Source organism: Pseudomonas sp. FSL W5-0203 (assembly GCF_001896155.1).
Lineage (GTDB): Bacteria > Pseudomonadota > Gammaproteobacteria > Pseudomonadales > Pseudomonadaceae > Aquipseudomonas > Aquipseudomonas paracarnis.
The window spans coordinates 1-18,392 of sequence record NZ_MPOR01000017.1 but is presented as its reverse complement, the minus strand read 5'-3'; the positions used below and the strand labels follow the sequence as shown (position 1 = coordinate 18,392).

The 18,392-nt window shown below is 52.4% G+C and carries 21 protein-coding genes; 10 read left to right on the top strand and 11 right to left on the bottom strand.

What is annotated here, in order from left to right; genetic code table 11:
* Positions 1 to 34: 34 nt before the first annotated feature.
* The 4 genes from BOP96_RS16270 to BOP96_RS16255 form a co-directional block, all read right to left on the bottom strand.
* The gene (locus BOP96_RS16270; protein WP_073453348.1) at positions 35 to 1,936 is read right to left on the bottom strand and encodes an alkaline phosphatase D family protein; all 1,902 of its coding nucleotides are present in this window, start codon (positions 1,934 to 1,936) and stop codon (positions 35 to 37) included.
* Positions 1,937 to 2,378: 442 nt separating this feature from the next.
* Positions 2,379 to 4,607, bottom strand: coding sequence for an ATP-binding protein (locus BOP96_RS16265; RefSeq protein WP_032903662.1), 2,229 nt, complete (start codon positions 4,605 to 4,607; stop codon positions 2,379 to 2,381).
* Positions 4,604 to 5,218 (bottom strand): biliverdin-producing heme oxygenase, encoded by a 615-nt coding sequence (locus BOP96_RS16260; RefSeq protein WP_032903663.1) that lies wholly within the window; start codon positions 5,216 to 5,218, stop codon positions 4,604 to 4,606. Before BOP96_RS16260 ends, BOP96_RS16265 begins: the two co-directional genes overlap by 4 nt.
* Positions 5,219 to 5,430: 212 nt before the next feature.
* Positions 5,431 to 5,793, bottom strand: a complete 363-nt coding sequence (locus BOP96_RS16255) for a response regulator (RefSeq protein WP_003194033.1) — start codon at positions 5,791 to 5,793, stop codon at positions 5,431 to 5,433.
* Between the two features lie 164 nt (positions 5,794 to 5,957).
* On the opposite strand from BOP96_RS16255, the gene BOP96_RS16250 reads away from it, so the two are divergent.
* Both BOP96_RS16250 and BOP96_RS16245 read left to right on the top strand, forming a co-directional pair.
* Complete coding sequence (locus BOP96_RS16250; protein WP_058410985.1) at positions 5,958 to 6,389, top strand: bleomycin resistance protein; 432 nt, start codon at positions 5,958 to 5,960, stop codon at positions 6,387 to 6,389.
* 30 nt (positions 6,390 to 6,419) lie between these two features.
* Entirely contained in the window at positions 6,420 to 6,794 is a 375-nt protein-coding gene (locus BOP96_RS16245; RefSeq protein WP_019817492.1) for a c-type cytochrome, read from the top strand.
* 20 nt (positions 6,795 to 6,814) lie between these two features.
* Here BOP96_RS16245 and BOP96_RS16240 read toward each other — a convergent pair whose 3' ends face one another.
* The 3 genes from BOP96_RS16240 to BOP96_RS16230 are packed head-to-tail and all read right to left on the bottom strand — an operon-like array spanning position 6,815 to position 8,577.
* Positions 6,815 to 7,099, bottom strand: a complete 285-nt coding sequence (locus BOP96_RS16240) for a barstar family protein (protein ID WP_014719845.1) — start codon at positions 7,097 to 7,099, stop codon at positions 6,815 to 6,817.
* Between the two features lie 58 nt (positions 7,100 to 7,157).
* A complete protein-coding gene (locus BOP96_RS16235) occupies positions 7,158 to 7,415 on the bottom strand; it encodes a colicin E3-like toxin immunity protein (RefSeq protein ID WP_020302007.1) in 258 nt (85 codons plus the stop codon).
* A gap of 7 nt (positions 7,416 to 7,422) precedes the next feature.
* On the bottom strand, positions 7,423 to 8,577 hold the full coding sequence (locus tag BOP96_RS16230) for an S-type pyocin domain-containing protein (protein WP_073453347.1): 1,155 nt from the start codon (positions 8,575 to 8,577) through the stop codon (positions 7,423 to 7,425).
* 194 nt (positions 8,578 to 8,771) lie between these two features.
* On the opposite strand from BOP96_RS16230, the gene BOP96_RS16225 reads away from it, so the two are divergent.
* Entirely contained in the window at positions 8,772 to 9,242 is a 471-nt protein-coding gene (locus tag BOP96_RS16225; RefSeq protein ID WP_014719842.1) for a helix-turn-helix domain-containing protein, read from the top strand.
* Positions 9,239 to 9,814, top strand: a complete 576-nt coding sequence (locus BOP96_RS16220) for a PIN domain-containing protein (protein WP_020302006.1) — start codon at positions 9,239 to 9,241, stop codon at positions 9,812 to 9,814. Before BOP96_RS16225 ends, BOP96_RS16220 begins: the two co-directional genes overlap by 4 nt.
* An 80-nt stretch (positions 9,815 to 9,894) precedes the next feature.
* Here BOP96_RS16220 and BOP96_RS16215 read toward each other — a convergent pair whose 3' ends face one another.
* Complete coding sequence (locus BOP96_RS16215) at positions 9,895 to 10,266, bottom strand: PH domain-containing protein (protein ID WP_014719840.1); 372 nt, start codon at positions 10,264 to 10,266, stop codon at positions 9,895 to 9,897.
* A 156-nt stretch (positions 10,267 to 10,422) separates the two neighbouring features.
* Here BOP96_RS16215 and BOP96_RS16210 point away from each other — a divergent pair, with 156 nt between their 5' ends.
* On the top strand, positions 10,423 to 11,058 hold the full coding sequence (locus tag BOP96_RS16210; RefSeq protein WP_054922017.1) for a LysE family translocator: 636 nt from the start codon (positions 10,423 to 10,425) through the stop codon (positions 11,056 to 11,058).
* 8 nt (positions 11,059 to 11,066) lie between these two features.
* Here the strand turns inward: BOP96_RS16210 and BOP96_RS16205 are convergent, their stop codons facing one another.
* Complete coding sequence (locus BOP96_RS16205; protein WP_073453346.1) at positions 11,067 to 11,759, bottom strand: NBR1-Ig-like domain-containing protein; 693 nt, start codon at positions 11,757 to 11,759, stop codon at positions 11,067 to 11,069.
* Between the two features lie 225 nt (positions 11,760 to 11,984).
* Between BOP96_RS16205 and BOP96_RS16200 the strand changes: the two genes are divergently transcribed.
* Both BOP96_RS16200 and BOP96_RS16195 read left to right on the top strand, forming a co-directional pair.
* Positions 11,985 to 12,791 (top strand): 2OG-Fe(II) oxygenase family protein, encoded by an 807-nt coding sequence (locus BOP96_RS16200; RefSeq protein WP_038451451.1) that lies wholly within the window; start codon positions 11,985 to 11,987, stop codon positions 12,789 to 12,791.
* Positions 12,792 to 12,817: 26 nt separating this feature from the next.
* Positions 12,818 to 13,456 (top strand): LysE/ArgO family amino acid transporter, encoded by a 639-nt coding sequence (locus BOP96_RS16195; protein WP_073453344.1) that lies wholly within the window; start codon positions 12,818 to 12,820, stop codon positions 13,454 to 13,456.
* Here the strand turns inward: BOP96_RS16195 and BOP96_RS16190 are convergent.
* The gene (locus tag BOP96_RS16190; RefSeq protein ID WP_020302001.1) at positions 13,427 to 13,756 is read right to left on the bottom strand and encodes a hypothetical protein; all 330 of its coding nucleotides are present in this window, start codon (positions 13,754 to 13,756) and stop codon (positions 13,427 to 13,429) included. The genes BOP96_RS16195 and BOP96_RS16190 overlap by 30 nt on opposite strands.
* A 222-nt stretch (positions 13,757 to 13,978) precedes the next feature.
* Here BOP96_RS16190 and BOP96_RS16185 point away from each other — a divergent pair, with 222 nt between their 5' ends.
* The 3 genes from BOP96_RS16185 to BOP96_RS16175 all read left to right on the top strand — a co-directional run bounded on the left by BOP96_RS16185 (position 13,979) and on the right by BOP96_RS16175 (position 17,940).
* On the top strand, positions 13,979 to 15,298 hold the full coding sequence (locus BOP96_RS16185) for a DUF6538 domain-containing protein (protein ID WP_073453342.1): 1,320 nt from the start codon (positions 13,979 to 13,981) through the stop codon (positions 15,296 to 15,298).
* Positions 15,299 to 15,595: 297 nt separating this feature from the next.
* The gene (locus tag BOP96_RS16180; protein ID WP_019817218.1) at positions 15,596 to 15,967 is read left to right on the top strand and encodes a plasmid mobilization protein; all 372 of its coding nucleotides are present in this window, start codon (positions 15,596 to 15,598) and stop codon (positions 15,965 to 15,967) included.
* The gene (locus BOP96_RS16175) at positions 15,964 to 17,940 is read left to right on the top strand and encodes a relaxase/mobilization nuclease domain-containing protein (RefSeq protein WP_073453340.1); all 1,977 of its coding nucleotides are present in this window, start codon (positions 15,964 to 15,966) and stop codon (positions 17,938 to 17,940) included. The genes BOP96_RS16180 and BOP96_RS16175 overlap by 4 nt, the downstream gene beginning before the upstream one ends.
* A 14-nt stretch (positions 17,941 to 17,954) precedes the next feature.
* Here the strand turns inward: BOP96_RS16175 and BOP96_RS29695 are convergent, their stop codons facing one another.
* Positions 17,955 to 18,179, bottom strand: a complete 225-nt coding sequence (locus BOP96_RS29695; RefSeq protein WP_138726225.1) for a hypothetical protein — start codon at positions 18,177 to 18,179, stop codon at positions 17,955 to 17,957.
* Positions 18,180 to 18,392: the final 213 nt, after the last annotated feature.

Genomic DNA, 18,392 nt, shown 5'->3' with positions numbered 1-18,392 from the left:
GGCAGGTGTGCTGCTTATGACGAGTGGCGAAACGCTATTTTTCTGGCGCCATCATCTTTGTCCGAGGCCTTCCATCCGCGTTGTGCTGGTAAATGGCCTGCGGTTGGCCCTGCTCATTGAAAAACACCTGGCCAATGCCCGCCGAGTTCCACAAACGCTCACCCGCTTCGGCATGCTCTGGGATATAAGGCATCACCTGCATGGTGCGGCGGCGGGTAAACCAGTTGAGGGGCGAGCGCGGGGAGTAGAGCCAGCGGTTGAGGCGATCGAACCATTCCAGCAGGCGCGGCGGGAACTCGTTCTTGATGCCACTGCTGGTGATTTGCCAGATCTTGGGGCCGCCGTTGCGGTGTCGGATCAGCACTTGGTAGACAAACGAGTAATGCACGTCACCGGAAAGGATCACGTAGTTACCTGGCGTGCGTGAGTGGCGGAAGATATTCAAAATCACTTGGGCGGCGCCGCGGTGGGCCATCCAGTTCTCGGCGTCTACCAGCAGGGGAAAACCGCACCAGCTGAAGACCTTTTGCACCGTCTCGATCAGCTTGACGCCAAAGACCGGCGCGGGCGAGACGATGATGGCGGATGGATGGTCCAGCAGCGCTTGTTGCAGTTCGCTCAAGGCTTCCCAGTCCAGCAGGCCGGAAGGTTGCTTGAGGGTGAACTTGCTGCGCCAGCGTCGGGTGCGGGTGTCGAGTACCACCAGCGCCGGGGTGGTGGGCAATACGTAGTGCCACTGCTGGAATTTCAGCAAGGCCTCCAGCAACGCGTCTTGCGCCGTCGCCTCGAGATGATTGGCCTGTACCCGGCCGGTCAGTGCCTGGGTCTGGTCCAGCAGTTCGCCAAACACCTGGGGCTGGTTGCCCCAGCCCTGGCATAACAGATACGCCAGCAAGGCATTGCCGATGATGCGCTTGGAGAAGGGGTGGCCGTAGGCGGTTTCTTCCCACTGGGCGCTGAGGTTCCAATCGTCAGTGATGTCGTGATCGTCGAACATCATCAGCGTCGACAGGTGCGCGAACACCCGCGCTACCCCAGGCAGGCCGTCGCGGAACTGATCGATATGAACCTGTTCGCGGGCATAGCGTTGTTGTTCTTGCGCACTCAGCGGCGGCGGTTCTGGTGCGATCAGCGTCCAGGGTACCGGCGACCAGGCCAGCAGGTACATGGCGATCACTTCGGCAAAGGTCACCAGGTGATTATCGGCGGTGCTGCTGGTGAAGATGGGTTTCTTCACACCGCCGAAAAAGCGTTCGCGCAAGGTCTCGTTACTGTCCAGCGCAGGGAGCAGGTCGGCCCGGTGGTAATAGCTGGCGCGATGCCCATAAAGGCTGGCGCTGTCGCTCACCACCGCACCCTCTAGAAACTCATCGAACAGGCCCAGGCGCGCAATCAGCCCGTGAATGGCTCGCAGCATGGGCCCTGCGACGTCGTCGGCGTAGATCTGGTCGCCATTCATCATCAGCAAGGCTGGGCGTTCGAGCGGTGTGCGGGCGTCCCCCAACAGACGGTCGACACACAGCAAGCCTTCGTCGGCACGATGGTGGGGTTTGCGGCACGAGCCATGCACCAAGTGATGGATGCGGCTATGCAGCACGAAGCTTGGCGTAGTCGCGTCGCCATACAGCAAGTGCGGTGCCCATTGTGCAATGCCGAGGCCGTCGATCAACAGGTCGTAACCGATGATTTCTTCCTGTGGCAGGGCGTGGCTCAGGGCTATGTCGATCAGGTGGATAACGGCATGGCGGCCGACGGGCACGACTTGGCAGTGCGTTGCATCGAGCGGGATATCCAGCGCCTCGCCCGAGGGTAATTGCAGCCGCAAGCACAGGGGCAGGGCACGACTGCCCACCAACCAGATAACCAGGCGCTGTGGTTCCAGGCGTCTTAGCAAGGGGCCGGCGATCACGGCAGGCAGGATTTCAGGTTGACCCATGAAGAATGCAGCTCATACCAAGTGGGACTGGAAAGGATAACGCAGAGGATGTCAGTGTTTTGTTAACGCAAGTGCAGCGCGTTGCGCTGCACTCGTTGCCGGTGACTCCTAACGGTTTAAAGCAGTTTGCCTCCTCCGAGAGAGGTCATACCCGAATCTTTGGGTTTTGGTCGCGTGTCCTGCCCCTGTGGGTGGCTGTCAATCGGCGAAGAGGTGGGGGCGGGATTGGCTGAAGGCTGGTTAGCTTTCATGCCTTGCTGGATGTTATAGCTCAAGCTGTCAAACGAATTGCCAATGATCATCGGTACAACCCCTTACTCAATTGGAGGACTGTTGTCGCACCAATACTCCCTTTGAGTGCGCACCGTTTCAGTGGCATTGGCCGGGTTGTTCGTTCCCGGCCAAAGGTATCCGCATGTTGGGTTTAGAAAATGGGCGCGTTTCAGGCAGGCTTTGGCACCGTAAACCTGAACTCACTACCGCACCCCAACTCACTTTCGGCCTCGATGCGCCCACCGTGAGCCTGGACAATCCCCTGGGTGATATACAGCCCCAACCCGCTGCCGGTGGGGTTGTTTTCAGTCTGGGTCCAATAGCGATCGAACACATGGGGCAAATCGTCCGGTGCAATGCCTTCACCGGAGTCTCGCACCGAAAATACAATCTCCTCGCCGTTGCTCATGGCGCTGATGCCGATGTTGCCTTGGCGTGGGGTGAACTTGATCGCATTGCCGATCAGGTTCGACAGCACCTGGAACAAGCGCTCCGGGTCGGCCTTGATCTGCAGGCCGGGCTCGACATTGAACGACAGGTCGATGCCTTTTTCCGAGGCCAGGGGGGCCAGCAACGAATACGCTTCTTCAAAGATCTGGCTGACGTCCAGCGCCACCGGCTTGACCACATAGCGCCCGGCCTCGATCTTCGAGGTGTCGAGCAAATCTTCCAGCAACACATTCATGCGCCCGGCGGCCTGTTGCATGGTGTCGATCGCGGAAGAGATACGGCGTGAGGTGTGTGGACCATCGGAGCTGAAGGCTTTTTGCATCATGCCGCAGAGCATGGAGATGACGGTCATGGGGTTGCGCAGGTCGTGGGAAACCACCGCGACCAGCTCGTCCCGCGCACGCACCGCTTGTTGCTCGCGCAGCACTTGGCGGGACAGGTCGTTCTCCAGGGCCGAGCGGCGCAAATCGTTGGCGGCAAACAGGTCGCCATGGCTCCATTTGGTGGAGATGCCGGCCATCTCCACCTTCCAGATTTCAAACGAGGTGCGTGGGCGAAGGCGCATGCCCGCGTCGCAGGTTTCCAGATTCAGCGGCTTCTGCGGGTCGCCACTCCAGTGGATGTTCTCTTTGACTTCCGGGCGAAACCACAACACACCGTTATCCACAGGCTTGGGCAAGCTCATGGCGAGCACGCCGCTGGCCACGCTCTGGAACTCAGCGGCAGGCGGGTAAACCGAGGCCAGGTTATGGCTGGAAAATACCGGTTCACCGTTGGCCTGCAACCACTTGTGCAGCGCGCGTATCTGCGCCGGTTCCGGGCAATTGCCGTAGCGGTGCAGTTGTTTATCTTCGATGATCGCCACGCCGCCGGAGAGGGTCAGGTCCATCAGCATTCGGCCTTGTTGGGCCAGGCCGTCGAAGACGTTATTGGCAGAGGCTTTCATCGCCAGGTCCAGCAGCGCCAGCGCTTGGACTTTCTCGTCGCGCTGGCGGGTCAGCTCCAGGGCCTCCATGGCACTGATCTGCAATGACAGCACCTGGCCGATGGTCTGGCAGGCCATGCGCAGGTCATTAGGTACCAGCAGCGGCTCACGGTTGCCGCAGCTGATCAGGCCCCAGAGTTTGTCGCCCTTCATCAACGAAATACTCATGGACGACAACACGCCCATGTTCTGCATGTACTGGCAGTGAATCGGCGACACGCTGCGCAGGGTGGCGAAGCTCAGGTCCAGGGGCTGCCCGGTGTCCGGGCGCAATTTGGGCACCAGCGGTACCGGTTCGTAGGACGCATTCGGGATGATCCGTAGCCAGTTGGTGCGATACAGCTCCCGAGCCTGCTCGGGGATGTCGGACGCGGGGAAGAACAGCCCGTTGAACAATTCCATTGACGGCGCCGAGGCCTCCGCGATCACCTGGCCATGGCCTTCCTCTTCGAAGCGATAGATGAGCACCCGGTCATAACCGGTCATGGCCTGGATTTCGTTGACGGTGATGGCGTAGAGCGCCTCCAAGGTCTTTGCCGATTGCAGGCGGTGCAGCATCTTGCCCAGATCGCTGGTGCGGCCATTGTGCGCTCGGGGTTTGAAATCCTTGAGCCGTGGTTCGAATTCCAGCACTAACACGCCCTGGTGGCGATGCAACAGGCCTTCGAACTGCTCACCCTTGAAGGTGATCAGCAGGGGCGGCGAGTCCAGGAATGCGCTGTCCTCGGCCATGGTTTGCACGGCCTGGGCGTACTCCTCGCCAATCAATCTGTGCAACGGTTGATCCAACAGCGCCTCGGGGGCGTGGCCGAACAACGTACCAACGTTGGCACTTACCTGAATAATGTTCAGGCCAGGTTCCGACAAAGTCAGCAGCACGCCGTGGGGCTGGATGGCCCCCGGAAAACGAATGGGTTCGTCGGCGCAGTTGGCAAGCAGCTCTTCAAAATCTTCGGGTTTCATAGCAATACCTCCTGGCTGTCGAGCCATCGCTCAAAGCCGCTGAATGTCGAACGGGCCGCCATCACCGCGCGCGCGGCGGCACCTGTATCCAGTGGCTGGCGGCTCAGATAATCGAGGAAATCTTTCCAGCGCCGTCCGGTCTCGGCGCCGTATACATTGAGAAAGGCACCGCCGTTGTCGGCGTTCACATCCAGGCGCAGGGCCATTTCCCGGCGCAGCACTTGGCCACCCAGGGTGGCGCCTTCCAGCACATACAGGGCGCCGAGACACGCAGCCGGCGTGTTTAATACGGGGAGTTGGGTACAGCGAGGCAGGGCATGGATGGCGTGGTCAGTCAGGCCGAGTGCGTGCAGGTCATGGACCAGTGTTGGCGTTTTCACACGCAACACAGGCTCATATCCATCGGGAATCAAACCGCTGTCATACAGCGCCGCTTCCATCGGCTGATAAAAGCCGTAGTACGCTTGCAGCAGGCGCCGATACCACTGGGCATCCAGGCGCTCGGAAAAAAACGGCAGGCGCTGTTCCAACGCCACATGCAGCAGGCCCGTGCCCGTGCGCAACGTTTCCAACAAGGAGGGCGCACTAACGTCATGGGCCTGTGAATGCATTCAATGAGCTCGAACTGTGGGCCTGTCGGCCATGAATGACGCGTGAAAATGGGCGACGATTCTACACAACTCATTGTCGTCAGCTGAACGCAGAAACGAAAAGGCTGACCAGCGGATCAGAAAAGTCGCTCCCTGCACCTTACATGACCGCAGAACTGGCCCTCAAGTTCGGTTGAAATGATATCGCGCTGCTATCCACGCAGGGGCAGGCCCTAGTGCGTCAATGCTGTCTGCACGCACTCAAGCAAGTGGTCGGTACTCCAGGGCTTGGGCAGAAACCGCACGGAACTGCCCAACTCGGCGGCGATTTTCGTATTACCTGAGGTCAGCACTACTTGTACTTCAGGCCAGCGGTGGGCGACCACACGGCTCAAGTCATAACCATTGAGCAAGCCGGGCATTTGAATATCACTGACAATCAAATCCACCGGGTCATCGCCGCGCTCCAGGTAAATCATCCCTTCGTCTGCCGATGCAAACGATGTCACCACCGCACCAAAGTCTTCCAGCACATCTACCATCAACGCCCGAATGATCTCGTCGTCTTCCAATACCAAAATCGATGGCTGAGCCATGATCCTTACTCCACCATCAGGGGGTTCAGTAAGGTGGAGTGGAAGGTGGCCGGATAGGTTCGATTGGATGTTTTTTAATCGATGGGTGGTCGTTTGACTGCTTGTGAGCCATGGGCACGACAATCCGTTAAGGTGAACGCCACCCCGCCGTCCCAAGGAATGCCATGTTTAACCGTAACCCGCTCGTGCCGGAACTGATTGTCACTCGCCTCAGTGTCAGCCTGGCGTTCTGGGTCGAACAGTTAGGCTTCACCATCGCCTACCAGCGCGCTGAAGAAGGCTTTGCCTACCTCGACCTGCACGGCGCGCAAATCATGCTCGAACAATACGAACCCGACGCCGGCCAGTGGCTGACCGCACCGATGCAGCCACCGTTCGGGCGCGGCATCAACCTGCAAATCGATGTGCCCGCCGTGACGCCTATCCTGCAACGGTTGGCGCACATTGGCTGGCCATTGTTCCGCGATGTTGAAGATGCCTGGTACCGAGCCGGTGACGTGGAGGCCGGGCAGCGCCAGTTCATAGTGCAAGACCCGGACGGTTATCTGGTGCGTCTGGTGCAGCGGCTGGGAGAAAGGCCGGTCGAACAGGCATAATCCACGGCAACAGCCGATAGGGATACGTGAATGAAGTATGTGTTATTGACCCTCGTCCTGACCGTTATCGCCGCACCCGCGTTCGCTGCGGGCGACGCCGACGCGGGCGGCAAACTCTTCACCAAGACCTGCGGTGGCTGCCACAGCATTGGTGAAGGCGCGCGGGGTGGTTTTGGCCCGGAACTGAACGGCATCATTGGCCGGCCTGCCGGTACTACCACGGACTATCAGTATTCGGATGCGATGAAGAACTCAGGCGTGGTGTGGACACGGGAAAAACTGGCGGCCTACATTGAAGATCCGAAGTCGGTGGTGAGTGGCACGCGGATGATCTTCTGGGGGATCAGTGACCAAGAGAAGATTGAAAATATCCTGGCGTACTTAGCGACATTCCAGCCCAAGTGAGGCGCCCAGGCTGACGGGCATCAGTAGCGAACCCGCGACGCAAGGTCCGGGTAATGGGTCGCGAGCTCAGCCAAGCACTGCCGCAGCATCTTGGCATCGTGAGGTAGGCACTCCGAAAAAATATCCCAACCAGAAAACTCAAGCGTCTCGGGCATTTCTACCAAGCCGGTGATGGCGTCCCAAAAAGCATCCCAGTTCTGGCCATACCAGGTGGGGAAGTTGAGTGAAGTGCCCAGCGTGGCGTGAAGCTCTTTGGGGTTCTGAATGCGGGTCAGGTCTATTTTGATGATGGATGATCGGGTCACTTGTGCACCATTTGCTTTTTCATCTACTACAGCTCAGGCTGAATTCTTTGAGTCTGCATTACTCGTTTGCAACTTCGTAATCAAATGCGATGAAGTAGTCACTTTCTGAAAGAGCAATTTCGTGAGAAAAGTGCGGCTGTATCACTGATAGCCATTCCCTGCGCAATTCAAACATGCCGTTATTGACGTCCACTGCGCTCAACAACCCGAGCGTGGAAATCACCGAGTAGTCATCTCCGCAGTCCGCTGAACTCTCCGTTCCGTTTAGCCTCTCTGTAGTTCTGTCGAACCATTCCAACCTTATTTTTAGTCCCATGTAGCCCTCACAGATATTTTTTGATGTTTCGTTTTCTGATTGGCCCTTTTAGCTGCTCGCCGCTTATGTGGTTGAACGCACCTATATGGCTCCCATCACTCGCTAGATAAACCTCCAGCTCTCCGTGCTGAGAGTCCCATTCATAGATCTTCCGACCTTTTTCCTCAATCCAGCGTTCTCTCAGCCCGGCGCCTCCTTGTCTGGGAGTCTTGGGTTTTGCTTTTATCAGTTTTTCAAAGCCAGTTATTTGTTCAGTGTCGGGCGCTTTGTGGTACTTGTGATCCCCAGACTTGGCACCTACCACCACATACAGCGGCCGAACCCCCGACCCCGCCGGAAACACCAGAATAAAATCCCGATAGGCCGGTGGGTAAATAGGGTTAACCAGAATCTGCGCCGCCGTCTCAGTCGGTGGGTAGATCCAGATCACGGGTGCTTGCGGCGCAGCCTCCAATGCCGGAACACCTAAGGTGTCATTTGGATCAACGGAGGGCGTCCAGATCAGCTCTACGCCATTATTCAAATCTGCTATTAACTGGCCGCTGCGGTTTTGAAACTGCACCACGTCAATCATCTGCCAATCGGCATTGTTACCTGTGTAAAACCCATACCCCTTAAGCGTGCCGTCGTCGCGTTGCTCGATATGCAGCCGCATTTGCGAACGCGCTCGTTGCAGCGAACGCAACTGTTCCTCGTTGTAGAGCGCGCTATCATTTAGATCCGACGGCCAAGCCAGCGCTACCAACCCTGTCAACAGGCTACCAGCGACGGATGCGCTGACTGTCGCCGCCGACTCCAAAAACGCTGAACGCAATGCCAACTGCCCTAAGCCGGCTGGCAGTGCGCTGCCACTGATCTTGCGCAAGGCAACCGCGCCCCGGGCGTCCACTTCGCGCCCGCCCAACAGACTTACATGGCCGTACTCCTTGATCAGTTCCAGTGGGACAAAACCGGTGGGGCTCGAGTAATGAGCGATACCGTCAGGCAGTTGGCATGGTTTTATGAAAACGCAGCTTGGAGGTTGGGATGGTGTAGGTGGCTGGGCAGGGGACGGCTCGAAAAAATCGATAGTAGGCGAATACGGCACACGCGACGGTTGCCGGGTGAGGATTCGTCGCTTGAGTAACGCTTGTTCGGTGGGTGGATAAAAGCGTTCTGACATGACCGATTCACTTCCTTGTGCGAGGGAGTGAGCCTATGAGGGGGAGTCAGAAACCGATATCAGCTCAATTTGTCAGTTGATGTGGGAAAAGTTGACTGGTACGTGAGTCGCCAGCATTGTTTCGAATATTGCGATTTTCGTTTGTTTCGTTTAGCGTTGACCTCAACTGAATTGCGTAAGGCCGGAGTTGCATCATGACCATCAACAATCTTCCCAAAACGATCCTTCCGCTGGAAAAAGAAGTCGAGGCGGCAGTGCAAGGTCAGCGTGAATTAGCGTCCCTATTGTCGACCAAATTTGAAACCCAGCGCATCGATATCTTCGACAAAGAAGACAAGCCACACAGGCTTGTCCTACCAACCTCCGCACTGCGTCTGCTGGTCGATATTCTGGGCGAATTGGCGCTGGGCAATGCCGTCAAGGTAGTGCCGGTTCATGCCGAGTTGACCTCGCAGGAGGCGGCCGACCTGCTTAATGTGTCACGCCCGCATTTGGTCAAGATGCTGGAGGAAGGCGCCATCCCCTTTACAAAAACGGGCCGACATCGGCGAGTCCGTTTTTCGGATTTGATGGCGTTCAAGCAACGGCGTGACGAGCAAAGCCAAGAGGCAATGGAAGCGCTGGTTCAACAGGCCCAAGAGTTGGGAATGGGGTATGACGGATGAGGTGTTCGCCCTTTACTGCGGTGTACGATGCTTGTGTTCTCTATCCTGCGGCACTTAGGGACTTACTCATGTGGCTTGGTTTGTCTGGTTTGTATCGAGCGCGATGGACTGGCCAGATTCAGGATGAGTGGAAGCGCAACGTACTTAAGAACCGACCCGATCTTACGGCGGCTCAGGTGGACTGCACGTCGGCGCTAATGGACATTGCTATACCTGACGCGTTGGTGACGGGATATGAGGATCTGTGTTCGAGTTTGGATTTACCAGACCCGGATGACCGGCATGTGTTGGCGGCGGCAATTCGGAGTAAAGCTGAGGTCATCGTGACCTTCAATTTGAACGACTTTCCACCTCATATATTGGCTGCCTATGACATTGAACCGATGCATCCGGATGACTTTATTTCGGATCTCTGGGATTTGGATCAGGCGGCAGTGTTGGGAGCGGCGCAGAAGCAGAGGAGGGCGTTGAAGAAGCCCGCGATGGAGGCGGGAAGTTATCTTGAGATGTTGATGCGGCAGGGCTTGGTGCAGACTAGCAAGGCAATGGGACCCTATGAAATGATGCTGTGAGCAGGATGAGCCCGGTGTACGTCAGCTGAGCCGCAATAAAAAAGACCTTGAAACACCAAGGTCTTTTGGGTGCCTGCGGATCAACTCAGCAGATGCTTGGAAATCAGCCGGGAGATTTCCACGATCGAGGTCTTGCCAGTGAACTCGAATTTCACCTTCCCCAACGACGAAAAATAAATCTCCAACTCCGAATCCAAGTCAAACGTCCCGGACGTTTCCACCGAGTACGCCACGATGTTCTTGTACGGCAATGAGGTGAAATCCTTCTTGCTGCCGGTAATCCCCTGCACGTTCACCGCGATGATGCGTTTGGTGGTGAACACGACGCCGTCGCGCATGGCCTTGTAGGCGTCGACCACTTCTTCGCCGTCCAGCAGCAGGGCCGCTACGCGTTCGGCGTATTCGTTGTTTTGCTTGAGCTTGAAGAAACCTTTGTTGTTGAAGTCGATCATGTGCCTGTCCTGGGTAAGTGGTGCCGTCGGTGTATGACGTTTTGCCTGCGGATCTGTATCTAACGCCCTGGCCTGCAAGCCCCTAGCATGACGCTCAACACGACCGCGTCGGCGAAGGATTTCACGCTGGCAGCCTAAAAAACCAGGAGCCAATCCATGCCTGATATGTCCAGCTTGCTCGCCTACGGCCTGATTTCACTCGGCATGGTACTGACTCCCGGGCCGAACATGATCTACCTGATTTCCCGCTCCATCTGCCAGGGGCGCACGGCCGGGTTGATTTCCCTGGGCGGGGTGGCGCTGGGGTTTGTGGTGTACATGGTGTGCGCGGCGCTGGGTATCACGGCGTTGGTGATGGCTGTGCCGTTTGCCTACGACGCGCTGCGGCTCGGCGGGGCGTTGTATCTGGTGTATCTGGCCTGGCAGGCGGTCAAGCCGGGTGGGCGCTCGCCATTCCAGGTGCGCGACTTGCCCAAGGACAGCCCGCGCAAGTTGGTGACCATGGGCTTGGTCACCAACTTGCTCAATCCCAAAGTGGCGGTGATGTATTTGTCGTTGCTGCCCCAGTTCATCGACCCGAACGGTCATGGCAGTGTGCTGGTGCAATCCCTGGCGCTGGGCTCCCTGCAGATTCTTATCAGCGTGAGCGTCAACGCGGTGATTGCCTGCATGGCGGGTTCCATCGCGGTGTTCTTCGTCACCCGGCCTGGTTGGCAGGTGCTGCAGCGCTGGCTGATGGGGTCGGTGTTGATGGGTTTGGCGGTGCGGATGGCGGTAGAGGGGCGCAAGTAAGGCTGCTTTCAGCGCGCCATGACGTTGACAATCACATGCAGGATGAATGCTGGCCCGTAGCAAGGCTGCCCATGTTCATCTTCGATACGCCAGATTGAGGTGACGGTACTGGTCTCCCTCGGGGCTCCGAACTCCACGGTGATATGCACTGGCTGGCCGGGCAAAGTATCTGCTATCGGAATATCGTTATTCAGGCTTCGCAGATGGCTATCCATCACCACTTCCAATGGCTCCCCCGAAGCGGTTCGACGGGCGATCACGTACTCCACGTCCACTCTCACCAATCGCCGCCCGCGCCAGGGGCGAATCCCGAGGTTCTGGATCTCCCAGGTTTTCTGAAAGGTTTCACCGGGCAGCACTACGGTCTGGTCAGGCGTGGTCACGTCTGCATTGAATACGGCAATGTCAGATGGGTCGTGCAAGCCAATGGCCCGGTTGGTGATAGCCATTGAGTAAGCATCAGTTGGAGCACCGGTCAGGTCGGCAAAGTAGCGAAACAGCAGCAGCGGGGAGACACGTAGCGCTTTGGCTAATTTGATCAGGGTACGTACGGACGGATCTTTTGAAGCACCGTCCGCCAATGCATAAAGGTAGGTTCTGGAGATGCCAGCCTCCTTAGCCAGGTTAGTCAGGGGTTTTCCCAGTTCTCGGCTGCGTCGTACAACAAGCGCTCGAAGAGTATCGCCAGTTTTGATGCTCATATTTTGCAAACCCGTTTCCAGTGGAAGTCGTCATCTTGTAAGCCAAAAAGGACAACCTGCCCGCCGTCACGGTTACATAGCGATTCAGACTTTGGTCTTGCTGGCGACGTTGTGAAAGACATGGATAGGTCCCGGTTTGGTTGGCATATCCAGTGTCGCGGTTTCTCGCATGCTTGCGAACCTTGTGTGTGTTGCATTCCTTTACATCTATCTGTGGATATAGCTATGAGTCCAATGAAAGCGTGCTGTGAATCCATTGCCCGATCAGGCTTTGGCATCCTGCAAATTCCTGATGCGATGTTGCAGGACTACAAAAAGATCATTGATGGCTATTCGGCCATTCCCCAGGCCATCAAGGATGAGTTTTCCTTTGCCCAGGACACGGATGGTTTTTTCCCTTTTGGCGCCGAGTACTCCCTTGCCGAGGAGCACCCGGACCTGTGCGAGCGGTTTTGTTACTGGCCCGCGCACGCTTCAAAAAGAACCGCTTTCGAATTCACCCGAAGTACTTTCGTTGTCGCAGTCGGCAGTTTTGAACGACAGATGAGCGAGTTGGCCCAGGGAGTTATGGATGGCATTTGCGAGGAATTTGGCGTTGCCCCCTTGGCCCCCTTTCGCGCGGCATCGTACATCCAGTTATGTGTCTATGGTCCACAGGCGAAAGACCATTCTCGTCAATATGCCCAGGATCCTCATGAAGACGGGCATATGCTTTCGTTTATCAAGCCTACCCGCGAAGGGCTGGTTTTGATGAAAGGACGATCGTTGGAGCCGGTACGCCTTCTGGAGAACGAGGTCGCGGTGCTGGCGGGTTCCTTGCTGACAGAGCTCTCCGATCATGCCGTGCCTGCCGCCTACCATGCTGTACTTGCGCCCAGCAAACCGGTCGCCAGAAGCTCATTGATCTACTTTGCAAATCCCAATCCGGATCAGTTGCTGACGACCTTTTACCGCCAGAAATCCATTGACCTGGGCAGTACTGTGAATGCTCGTCATACCGGTTTCGGTAATCAACCGATTCAACTGCGCTAAATAGTCCTGGAGGGCTCGAACAGTCCATGTTTCCTCACTTCAATGCCCTTTACATCGAAGGTTTGCTCTTGGGTATCGGACTGTTCGCCGCCCCTGGCCCGAAAGACACCTTGGTGATCCGCCAAGGTGTCGGTCGCGGGCCGATCTGGGGCGTTGTCGCTATTTGCGTAATGGCCGATATTTTCCTGATCGCTTTCGGGGTCACGGGTTTAGGTTCGTTGTTGGGAAACCGGCCTGAGGTGATGGCACTATTGCTGTTGTCCGGCGCTGCGTATCTGCTTTGGTTTGGTGGCCAACGTCTGTTGGCCTGCATCCGGGATCAGTCCATGCCGGACGCTCAAGGCGGCAACTCGCAAAGAGGGCTGTTGCGCTCGGCGGTCATACTCGGCTTTGCCAACCCTTACGCCTGGCTCGATACCGTGGTGTTGATTGGTTCCATCGGTGCCACGAAACCTGCGGGCCAACAGGCGCTGTTCGCGACAGGCGCCATGACGGCATCACTCGTGTGGTTCGTGGTGTTGGCGCTGTGCTGTCAGCGATTGACGGTATTGTTTCGCAAGCCTGCGGTCTGGCGCTGGCTGGATGCAGGGGTGGCGGTGTTGATGGTTTACCTGGCCGTTACCCTGATTACCGATTCATTGCACATCTTTCAGATAGCTCTTTAGTACGGTCAGCGGGCAGGTCAACTCATCAAGACGAGCGATGTTTTGCACATCGGTGGATAGCCTTTGCAATTCACGCCCGAGAACGCTGTCCGCTCCACCCAATGCAATCAACGCCTGGGTGATGCACTCATCGAGCTTCAACTGGATCTCGGCCAGGTTTCCCTGGCGCACCAACAACCCAAACACCTCGCGATCATAGCCCTCCATCACGGGATCATCGCGCAGCAATGGGCTGCCGTGGTCAGTCTCATGCACCAGCTTCAATGCAAACAACGCAACCGCTTCAAGCGTCAACTCCATGGTCCCGCTCCCTCCACTGCCACGCCTGGCACTTTTTTGCAGGCGAAAAAAAAGACCTTGAATTTCAAGGTCTTTCTTTAAGATGGTGCCCCGAGGGAGACTCGAACTCCCTCAAAAACACCATAAGACCCAGCAATGCCGCGAGTTTAAAGGCTTTCAGTGGCTTTGGGTAGAAATTTTGGGTAGAATTTTGGGTAGAAATGACTAGCGAAGGCTTTTGCTATGACCGATTTTTTAGTTCTGAAATCTGGCACCTACTACGTCCGTCTGGACGTTCCAGAAGACGCACGGGAAGCCTTTTCCGGGCGTAAAGTTCTGACTAAAAGTCTCAAAACGGGCAACCGTTCGGAAGCCCATATTGTCAAACTACGATGGTTGCAGCAGTGGAAAACCGAAATCGAAAAAGCCCGAAGGGGTGAAATCGGTAATTTTCGTGATGATGTTCTTCAAATAGTTGAAAAGCATCAAAGGGCAATAAACCAAGATAAAATTAAGGGGAAACCCGCAAACAATGAAACAAAAATGGGTTTTGAAGTAATCCAATATGCACAAGAAAAGAAGTTAAGCATCGACCTTGTTAATGAAGCAATTGATATTGCAGCAGGTCGTTCGGACTACTCACCCAAAACCCCATTTTTCAAAAGTCGCCTTGATGCTTTCTATAACTATGAATTAAATCAACGAAAAGTTGACTTGAATACAGTCGATAGACATATAAAGAGAATTAAAGCACTTGATGCGTTTTTGAAAGCTGAGGACTTACTGCTAGATTATGAAGCAGTTGGTTCATTTTTGATTTCAAAAAATCTTGAAGCTAAAACTAAAAAACAATATCTCTTTTCGTTTAATGCATTCTATAATTTCTTGATTAAAAAAGAACCACCATTTAAAGAGCGTTATCCTATGAATCCATTTAAAAATCATGAGCTGAGCCAAGTCCGACGCGGAACACTTAAAGAAGACGAGAGACGTGCTTTTACTACTGACGAGGTTAATACCCTGCATAGTAAAGCAATTGAAATGGGAAAGCGTAAGCTAGCAGATTTGATTGAAATAGCCGCTTACACGGGGGCACGTATTGAAGAAATTTGTCGTTTGAAAACATCGTCAGTTGTTAAAGAGGATGGCGTTGATTGTTTTCATATTACAGAAGGTAAAACACAAGCATCTGTTCGATTTGTTCCAATTCATCCGGTTCTTATGGAAACGGTCAAACGGCTTGTTAATTCATCGGACGATGGGTATTTGTTGAAGACAAGCAAAGGCGGGAAGTATGAAACTAAATCGAAAGGTTTAGGCAATCAATTTTCAATTTTCAAAACAGATTTAGGATTTGACAAAAAATGTGTTTTCCATAGCATACGGAAAACTGTAATCACTACATTGGAACGTGCAGATGTGAAGAACCTTGTCATCATCTCTTTGGTCGGTCACAAGGCTGATGGGTTATTACGAATGACTTTCGATAGATATTCGGAAGGCCCAACCCCATCATCAAAAATGGATGCTGTTAAATACCTGCAATATAAATTTTCAGTCTAGTTTTTATTGTTGTCGTCAGTTATGAGGCTACCTAATCAGGTGGCCTTTTTAATGCCTGTTATACATTGCTATACGTTACTATACGTTGTTATACGCTTTCATTCTTTGTTATCTGGCTTATTGAATGCTATACAACTTGAAAACATTTTAATATATGATAACTTGATATTAGTAGTTTGAATTCTTTATATGCGAGCAATGTAAATGTATAGCACCTCACTTCGTTCGTTGCTTACATTTACGCTCGATTTTTCGCACTACGTTTGAAAAATTAAAATCAACAACCATGAGGAATGTATGAGTGATAATAAAAAACCAAGACAGATGAATGTAAGAATATCCGAAAGTGATTACGAAAAGATTGAGCACGAAAGAAAAATGATGCACAAAAGCCAGTCCGGCTTTATTTCCCACATTATCAATAATGGCATCAATTCAATTATTGAAATCACCAATCCTGAGCTTAGACAAGACATTGATAAGATTGAAAGGTTTCTGGGCGGATATGGAAACAACCTAAATCAAATAGCTAAAAGTCTAAATGCTAATGAGATACCTCCTTTTGATATTCTAAAAAGGCTAACTGAACTCGACCAGAACATAACCATACTTACTAAAAAGTTGGACAAATTAAAAAAGGAGACATTAACCAAAGTAGGTAAGTCATGATACGCAAAAAACTCAGCACTCAAAAATCAAAATCAGCCATTTACAAAACGGCCAAGTATTTCAATAAAGAAGATGGGTGCATATTATTCGAGTCCAACATGCACACGCCCTTGAATGCTTCAAAGAAAGATATTGCGAAAGCAATATCACAATCAATTGAAAGCGACATTACTGACAGCAAGAAAGGCCGAAAGCAATCGGTTAGAACCCAGCATGATGTTGTCAGCTTTCATACCAATGACAACATCACACCAGAGCAAGCCCGAGATATTGCAAAGGAACTCTATGAGGCCACGCATAAACTTTCAAACAGAAAGTATTCGCTAGGCGTTCACATTGATACCGATGAGGTTCATGTTCATATTGTGTGGGCAATAAAAGACTTTGATGGCAAATGCTACAACGTCAGTAATGACTATCGCAAAATAGAAAGGCAGTGTGAATGCCTAGAAAAGAAGCATCACTTGATTGCTCCCCAAAATAGAATATCAAGAGACATTGATAGATTGGAAAAGCATCCAGACCTAAAAGGTAAAAGTGAATCCGTTAAGAAAAGAGCAATTGCCAACGCAATCAATAAAAAGTATTCCGAGAAGCTTCCTTCGTCCAATGAACGCATGCTTGATGTTCGAGGCATAATTTCCAACAAGCAGCAGATGAAAGACGCTTTAAACGTTTACCTTGTTAGTTCTTCAAGCCCTTCCGACTTTATCAACCAGATAGCTGCGAATGGTTTTAATGTCATTCACAATGGAAAATCATCTTTCTCCATTCAACATGAGGACCAGATATTTAAAGCATCCGAGCTTGGCCTATCTTACAAAACACTTAAATCGAAACTAGGTGAAGACACTGGCTTTGAGCAGGCTTTGAAAGATAAGCACAACGTTAAGAAATACGAAGATTGTTCTATTGCTTCCAATGAAGCTGAACCCGACTACATGAAAAAGATTAAACCGAACTCAGTTCTTGCCACCAAGTTCAAGTTTATTCAGCATAATGACAAGGTTGAATATTTCTATAATTCAGCCAGCAGCAAGAAATCATTCGAGTATTACAAAGACCCGTCAAAAGTTTCATTCCATGATTTATCAAGACAGTCAGCAAAGGCTGGTATTCAAAGGCTTGTTGCTGACGCCAAACCACCACAATCATTCACAGTGAATGGCCCGGATTTTTTTAAGAAAAATATATGGCTTGAATTTCAGTTAATGGGATTAGAAGCCAAGGGGTTCAAGCTTGAAGGTTACAAACCTACACCAGCAGATTTAGACGAGTTGAAGAAAATTCAAGAGCAATATGCTTCGATGAATAAGAAGCCAGAACCTAAACCACAACCAGCACCAGAAGCCCCTACGGTGGCCGTAGAAGCTCCCAAACCAGTTGAGCCTGTCATACGTGCACCTGTTCAAAAAGCTCCTGAAAAGCCACCAGAGCCTACAAAGCAGGTTGAACAAGAAAAGGTTACGCCAACCAATGATGGCTTAATTGATGACCTGCACGATATTTTTGGACCAGCCAAAACTAGCCCAGTCGCAAAAGCTCCTACGGACTCGGTAGAGCCATTTAAACCAGTTAATACTGTTATAGATGAACTCTACACACCGATGATACCAGAGCCGCTTGTAGAGCCTGAAAGCAATAAGGTTGAAGGTGACTATTCAACATATTCTAATGATGAACTCGTTGAAGCATTTGAAGGTATACAGAAAAAACTTGAAAAAACACTCTTCACTGGAAACAGTAAAAGCGACATTGCGGGCCATAGATACATGGACAAACAAAATCTTATCTATGAGAGAACTGGTGAAATTAAACGCCAATATAATTTAAGGCAGGACTTTTATAAGGTGTTTGATGAAATTAAGGAAAGAGACCCAGCGGCAGCAAAACAGCTTGAACAAGCTTTTAAAGCACAGATGGCAAACAAAAGAGCGGTTACGTTTGACCTAAAACCACAGTTAAAAAAATAGCCCTATCAGGGCTTTTATTTGTCTTGGGTTTGAAAGTTTCTAATCCCCACTTGTAGCATTACATCTTTGTTGAACCCGTTAACCTTGCTTACATTCAAGTATTCTTTCATGCAATCATTTATAAAGCGTGACAACGGAAATTTGTGAGCATTGGCAATTTCTCTAAATTGATTATGTGTTTCAGCGTCGAGTGTGATGGTGCAAACTTTAAGATTTGCTTTTGCTTTTGGTTTTTTCATTAGTGCCCCTTTCTTATTTATATATATTTATTAGAGCACAAATAAAAGCAAAGTCAAATAAATACATATTTTTCATGACAAAATTCAGGCACAAAAAAAACCAGCATTCGCTGGCTTTGTTATAGGTCGGCGGTTGCAGGAGCTGAGTGCAACACGGTTATTGAATTGAAGCCGGAGCATCATGCCGCATTGCCATGGAATTTTGCATGACCT

Excerpts from the sequence above, each read along its gene's own strand:
- BOP96_RS16270 (WP_073453348.1), bottom strand. The coding sequence starts at position 1,936 with ATGGGTCAACCTGAAATCCTGCCTGCCGTGATCGCCGGCCCCTTGCTA.
- BOP96_RS16265 (WP_032903662.1), bottom strand. The coding sequence starts at position 4,607 with ATGAAACCCGAAGATTTTGAAGAGCTGCTTGCCAACTGCGCCGACGAA.
- BOP96_RS16260 (WP_032903663.1), bottom strand. The coding sequence starts at position 5,218 with ATGCATTCACAGGCCCATGACGTTAGTGCGCCCTCCTTGTTGGAAACG.
- BOP96_RS16255 (WP_003194033.1), bottom strand. The coding sequence starts at position 5,793 with ATGGCTCAGCCATCGATTTTGGTATTGGAAGACGACGAGATCATTCGG.
- BOP96_RS16250 (WP_058410985.1), top strand. The coding sequence starts at position 5,958 with ATGTTTAACCGTAACCCGCTCGTGCCGGAACTGATTGTCACTCGCCTC.
- BOP96_RS16245 (WP_019817492.1), top strand. The coding sequence starts at position 6,420 with ATGAAGTATGTGTTATTGACCCTCGTCCTGACCGTTATCGCCGCACCC.
- BOP96_RS16235 (WP_020302007.1), bottom strand. The coding sequence starts at position 7,415 with ATGGGACTAAAAATAAGGTTGGAATGGTTCGACAGAACTACAGAGAGG.
- BOP96_RS16230 (WP_073453347.1), bottom strand. The coding sequence starts at position 8,577 with ATGTCAGAACGCTTTTATCCACCCACCGAACAAGCGTTACTCAAGCGA.
- BOP96_RS16225 (WP_014719842.1), top strand. The coding sequence starts at position 8,772 with ATGACCATCAACAATCTTCCCAAAACGATCCTTCCGCTGGAAAAAGAA.
- BOP96_RS16220 (WP_020302006.1), top strand. The coding sequence starts at position 9,239 with ATGAGGTGTTCGCCCTTTACTGCGGTGTACGATGCTTGTGTTCTCTAT.
- BOP96_RS16215 (WP_014719840.1), bottom strand. The coding sequence starts at position 10,266 with ATGATCGACTTCAACAACAAAGGTTTCTTCAAGCTCAAGCAAAACAAC.
- BOP96_RS16210 (WP_054922017.1), top strand. The coding sequence starts at position 10,423 with ATGCCTGATATGTCCAGCTTGCTCGCCTACGGCCTGATTTCACTCGGC.
- BOP96_RS16205 (WP_073453346.1), bottom strand. The coding sequence starts at position 11,759 with ATGAGCATCAAAACTGGCGATACTCTTCGAGCGCTTGTTGTACGACGC.
- BOP96_RS16200 (WP_038451451.1), top strand. The coding sequence starts at position 11,985 with ATGAGTCCAATGAAAGCGTGCTGTGAATCCATTGCCCGATCAGGCTTT.
- BOP96_RS16195 (WP_073453344.1), top strand. The coding sequence starts at position 12,818 with ATGTTTCCTCACTTCAATGCCCTTTACATCGAAGGTTTGCTCTTGGGT.
- BOP96_RS16190 (WP_020302001.1), bottom strand. The coding sequence starts at position 13,756 with ATGGAGTTGACGCTTGAAGCGGTTGCGTTGTTTGCATTGAAGCTGGTG.
- BOP96_RS16185 (WP_073453342.1), top strand. The coding sequence starts at position 13,979 with ATGACCGATTTTTTAGTTCTGAAATCTGGCACCTACTACGTCCGTCTG.
- BOP96_RS16180 (WP_019817218.1), top strand. The coding sequence starts at position 15,596 with ATGAGTGATAATAAAAAACCAAGACAGATGAATGTAAGAATATCCGAA.
- BOP96_RS16175 (WP_073453340.1), top strand. The coding sequence starts at position 15,964 with ATGATACGCAAAAAACTCAGCACTCAAAAATCAAAATCAGCCATTTAC.
- BOP96_RS29695 (WP_138726225.1), bottom strand. The coding sequence starts at position 18,179 with ATGAAAAAACCAAAAGCAAAAGCAAATCTTAAAGTTTGCACCATCACA.